Origin of the sequence: Roseisalinus antarcticus, assembly GCF_900172355.1 — a bacterium.
Lineage (GTDB): Bacteria > Pseudomonadota > Alphaproteobacteria > Rhodobacterales > Rhodobacteraceae > Oceanicola > Oceanicola antarcticus_A.
Map to the genome: position 1 here is coordinate 1 of NZ_FWFZ01000085.1, position 4,210 is coordinate 4,210.

3 protein-coding genes are annotated in these 4,210 nt (G+C 48.4%); 1 reads left to right on the plus strand and 2 read right to left on the minus strand.

Features of this window, described 5'->3' with window-relative positions; translation table 11 throughout:
- The first annotated feature begins 218 nt into the window (after positions 1-218).
- Complete coding sequence (locus ROA7023_RS23035) at positions 219-584, plus strand: S24 family peptidase (RefSeq protein ID WP_234992425.1); 366 nt, start codon at positions 219-221, stop codon at positions 582-584.
- Positions 585-614: 30 nt separating this feature from the next.
- Here ROA7023_RS23035 and ROA7023_RS24225 read toward each other — a convergent pair whose 3' ends face one another.
- Complete coding sequence (locus tag ROA7023_RS24225; protein WP_143535728.1) at positions 615-1,367, minus strand: response regulator; 753 nt, start codon at positions 1,365-1,367, stop codon at positions 615-617.
- Entirely contained in the window at positions 1,364-3,712 is a 2,349-nt protein-coding gene (locus ROA7023_RS24230; RefSeq protein WP_143535729.1) for a hypothetical protein, read from the minus strand. Before ROA7023_RS24230 ends, ROA7023_RS24225 begins: the two co-directional genes overlap by 4 nt.
- Positions 3,713-4,210 lie beyond the last annotated feature (498 nt).

The window sequence follows — 4,210 nt, forward strand, 5'->3', positions numbered from 1 at the left end:
GGCGGTAGCATCCGCTTCAGCACAGCCGACTTACGTTCCGGTGAATATCCCAAATCATCGTCCTATCCCGCCCACCTGAGAAATAGAGGGAAAATAGAGCGGCGGACAACTACGCTGACACAGGGGGGGGGGAACCGCCCTTCATCGAGAACCCTGACGAGACATTCGTTGCGATAGCACACGCCAGTCCGCGCCCGTCGATGGGTGGTGGCGCGGTGGTGACCGAGGATCACGACACCCCCGGCCGCGCCTATCATTTCCGCCGGTCCTGGATAAAGGGCAGTCTGAAGGCGAGTCCGTCGCAATTGCGGATCATGCATGTGGAAGGCGACAGCATGGCGCCGACGCTGCTCGACGGCGACACCGTGCTGGTCGACATGACCCGCCGCGCGCCGAACCCCCCCGGGATCTTCGTTCTGGACGATGGCATGGGGTTGGTGGCCAAGCGGCTCGAGCACGTTCCCAACAGCGACCCACCCGCCGTGCGGGTAATCTCGGATAACGGTTTCTACAGTCCGTACGAGCGCAGTGCCGAGGAAATTCACATCATCGGCCGGATTCGCTGGTTCGCTCGGGAGGTTTAGAGCACCCGAAAAACCGTGGAGGGTCAGCCGCTATGAGAGGGGTCTCACTCTCTCCAGTGCATCAATAACAAGATGCAATAACTCATCTGGTCTGTTCGTAATTCCGAAACTGGAAACCGGAAGAGGCTTCCCGTTATCAAGATCTGAAAGATAGAAAACCACTGGGATTTTAATCTTATTATCTCTCAATTTCGAAAGAAATGAAGTTCCTGCACCATGATCACCACCGCGCTCCATATCCGAAATCATCAATTGAAAATGATGTGCACCATTTTGGATCAAGTCTAATGCCGCTTGGTCTGTTGAGATGCAGGTAACCTGAAGATCGAGCTTCTGTAGTAGGTCCACTTCATCCTTATTATTATCTGGGCGGTCATCAAGCCAAAGAACGTGACGACCACTAATGATAGTGGAACATGCGTTTGCGCGTTTCAAAACTCTTGTCCGGTCATCCGCTGTGACAGAAACCGCCTCTTCGCCTCCCTTGAATGTTTTCGTGACCCGCACATCATCAAAAGACGCCGCAGCTCTCTCCAAGTCTCGGTTTAATCCAAGTACCATTTCAAATCCAAAGGCTTTGACACCGGACGTTCGCTCAAGAATGGCATCAAGCCGTCGATAGTTCCAAAGGATCAAACCGATAAAGAACAAGACGAGCAGAAGGCTGGGCAGCCTATCAAGAACCTCCAGCCAATTCGGTGAACGGCTTGCAGCCCGTTCCGCAGCTGCCTGGGCAGACCTAGCGGCTTCAATCGCAAATTCGAGTGCTTCCGATTCGGTCACGTCTCAACCTCAGCGATAGCTCTCAACCAACTGAGCCTACCTTGAACGCCCTTGTCATATGGAAACGTCGCCATTTGGTTGCGCTTATCATTAGATGTCAAATCTACTATTTGGTTTTGAAATTCCTTCTTCTTTTGACTGTCCTTCGTCGTGAGGTAGGCGACGGAAGACCGTATCATTTTTCCATATGCACTAAAGCAGTGGCTTTGAGTTGAAGAGTGAAGTTTTTCATACTCAATTTCAATTTCCTCAGACTTTCTAAACAGCTCTCTTTGTAGAACAGTATCAAATTTCTGATCTCTTCTAAAAACTGAAAGGCCAAGCAAATTGACAAGCATACGCACCCTAAGTCGAAAAATAACCGCGCAGCGTTTCTCCGACTCAGGGTCATTCTCCGCAGACGCCTTAGAAGTCTCGTAGCAATTCTCCACCTTCTCTAAGAGGCCTTTTGAAGATTCAATTAATCGAGAAAGGGTTTCATTTTCTTCAACCAAGTCGAATGAATTGGTTGAGAACCTACGAAACAGCCATGCAGTAATATTGATGGCTTCAATTTCGGCGTCAAAACGGATCGCGATACTGTCATGCCTTTCTATTCCCTTGGAAAAAGCTGCGTCCTGCTCGCCTTTGGCGATCTCCCGAGCGCGCTTGACTAGCTCCGGAAGAGGCTCAAGATCCTCTAGGTTTCGAGCGGCATGCCTTAGGCAAAAGGCTTGGATGTAGATCGCTTCTCTTCCGTTTGCCTCACCAGGGCGACTTGTCTGAGTTCGCGCAAACCGTTGAGCAAAGGCCGCGACTTTCGAACTTATTGACCAGTTGCCCCGAGCGGCAAAGAGCACCGCATGAGCGATGTAATATGCGTATCGCGCATCCCGCTCAGATTCGGCTCTTCCTTTGAACTCACGGTCAATTAGTGCAAGTCCAGACTTGTATTTCTCAGCGTCAAATTCCGACGGCGAATTCCAATTAACAATTTGTGAAATCAAATTATAGGTGCTGCTCCAGCTTTCTAGGTAAACAGGGGGAGCATTTCGGGCATTTGGTCTCATCGTTGATGCGCTACCAAACCGCACAAGTCCTTGTGTCGCAAAATAAAAGCATCTTTCCCAAAATTCTGAAATTTCTTCTTCTATTCTATCTTCACGCTTCTCACGCCAACTTTCAAAAGCCGTGATTGATCTTAATTGCCAGTCTTCCAAATCGTTTGTTCGCTGATCAAAGTCATAGTTTAACACTGCCTTGCTAAGGAACTCCGCCCAATTCTGCTGAATGTTCTCAGAGATCTCGGCCTGATCCTGCGCATCCTCGCCTAAAGTCCAATGTGACCAAAGGTCAAAAAAGTGAGTGTTGTTTAGGCGATCTTCGTCGGGGAATTTTAGCATTGGAAGATCCGCTAACAGCCCACGTGGATGCCTGAAATGTGTATCGCAAAAATTCATCAGTTCGGCGTGAGCAGATGGCACATTAGTTGGAAGAAAATGACTTCTCGTAGTAACCAAGGGTGTGTCTCCAGTTAGAAAGTTTATCTTTACTGGAGCCGTATTAGGCGCATTCTTATGCAACCGAGCTAACCGATCGTTCCAACGATGAAGAGTTGAGAGCGCAGAAGCCTTGGTTTCAAAAGCCTTCCCCTTATTTCGGCCTGGGATTAGGCCACCTAGGAAACTTCTCCAGACCCCTTCCTCGAGTAGTTGGCGAAGGTATCCTTTTCCTTCCGAATCTGACACTTCCATTGCAAAGGGAAGTGGCTTCGGTAAATTCGCTGCAGAGATTCCAGCAATGACGATGCGGCCAGATTCCAACAGACGTTCTAAGCGGGCCAATTGGCTAGTAGTTTTCCGAAGAAGTGCCAAATTCAGTAATTTAGCTGCGATAACATCAGATTTATCATCGGATTCACTAGAATTCGCCAGCCAATTGGCCAGTTGGTTTGCTTTAGCCCCTATGTTATTTCCTTCAAGCTCATCCGCAGCAACGGCTCCTTCCTGAGAAAGCCCTTCCACAAGCAAGAAGACCTGCCGATCAATCGAGGGTGGAACAAAGAGAGGTGCGTTAGGAGACAAGTCTTCAACGATATAATTCGCCAATGCTTCAGCGAGAATTTCAACAGCCCTCCTCGGATCGTTGGTAAAAATTGTGGCATATCCCGTCTGTTGTTCATCATCAGGAAATGCTCTGCCAATTGGATCAATGAGAAAATAGATAATGTTTGTATCGATCGCCCAATATATTTTCCCGCCATCGGCCACAAAATTTTCGTCTTGCTCCGCCGCCTCAATAAATTCGCCCTGAAACTTCACTTGTTCAACGGCTGTCAGCTCTCGATTCTCGGATCCCTTGATCATGGTCGTAGCCCGCGAAAAATTGTGGATGTCGCACGGTTTAACAAAGCTTCATAAGAGGTTTGAATATGGCCAAACTGAAAGTATTTTTTCTCTTCTGCCTCTTGGGCTTTAGTTTCTTCAGGAGAACCATCGAATTCATCCTGTTGAAATGAAATCTCCTCTTCAACATTAAAGTCAATTACGGGTGCGCATCGCTTCAGAATTTCACTTGCTTTGCTGGACCCTGTGGAAAGAACTCTTGCCCACCAATCGTCTAAATGCTGGTATGCCTCGGGTACACTTGCATGCGAAAGTGATATACGTGTATTAGGTGACAGCGTTTCAACGAAACTCTCAGTTGAGACACGTTCAAAGACATCGGCTATCAGTCTCCTGAATCGGTGACTTCGCAGTCGACATTTGTTGATTTACCTATTGAGGTAAAGCACTTAGCCTTCATCTGAGATTAACCCTGCAGGTGAGCTCAGATGACCGACTTTATTGTCAAGAAACTGCCCT

Coding starts and splice junctions, on each gene's coding strand:
- ROA7023_RS24230 (WP_143535729.1), bottom strand. CDS start 3,712: ATGATCAAGGGATCCGAGAATCGAGAGCTGACAGCCGTTGAACAAGTG.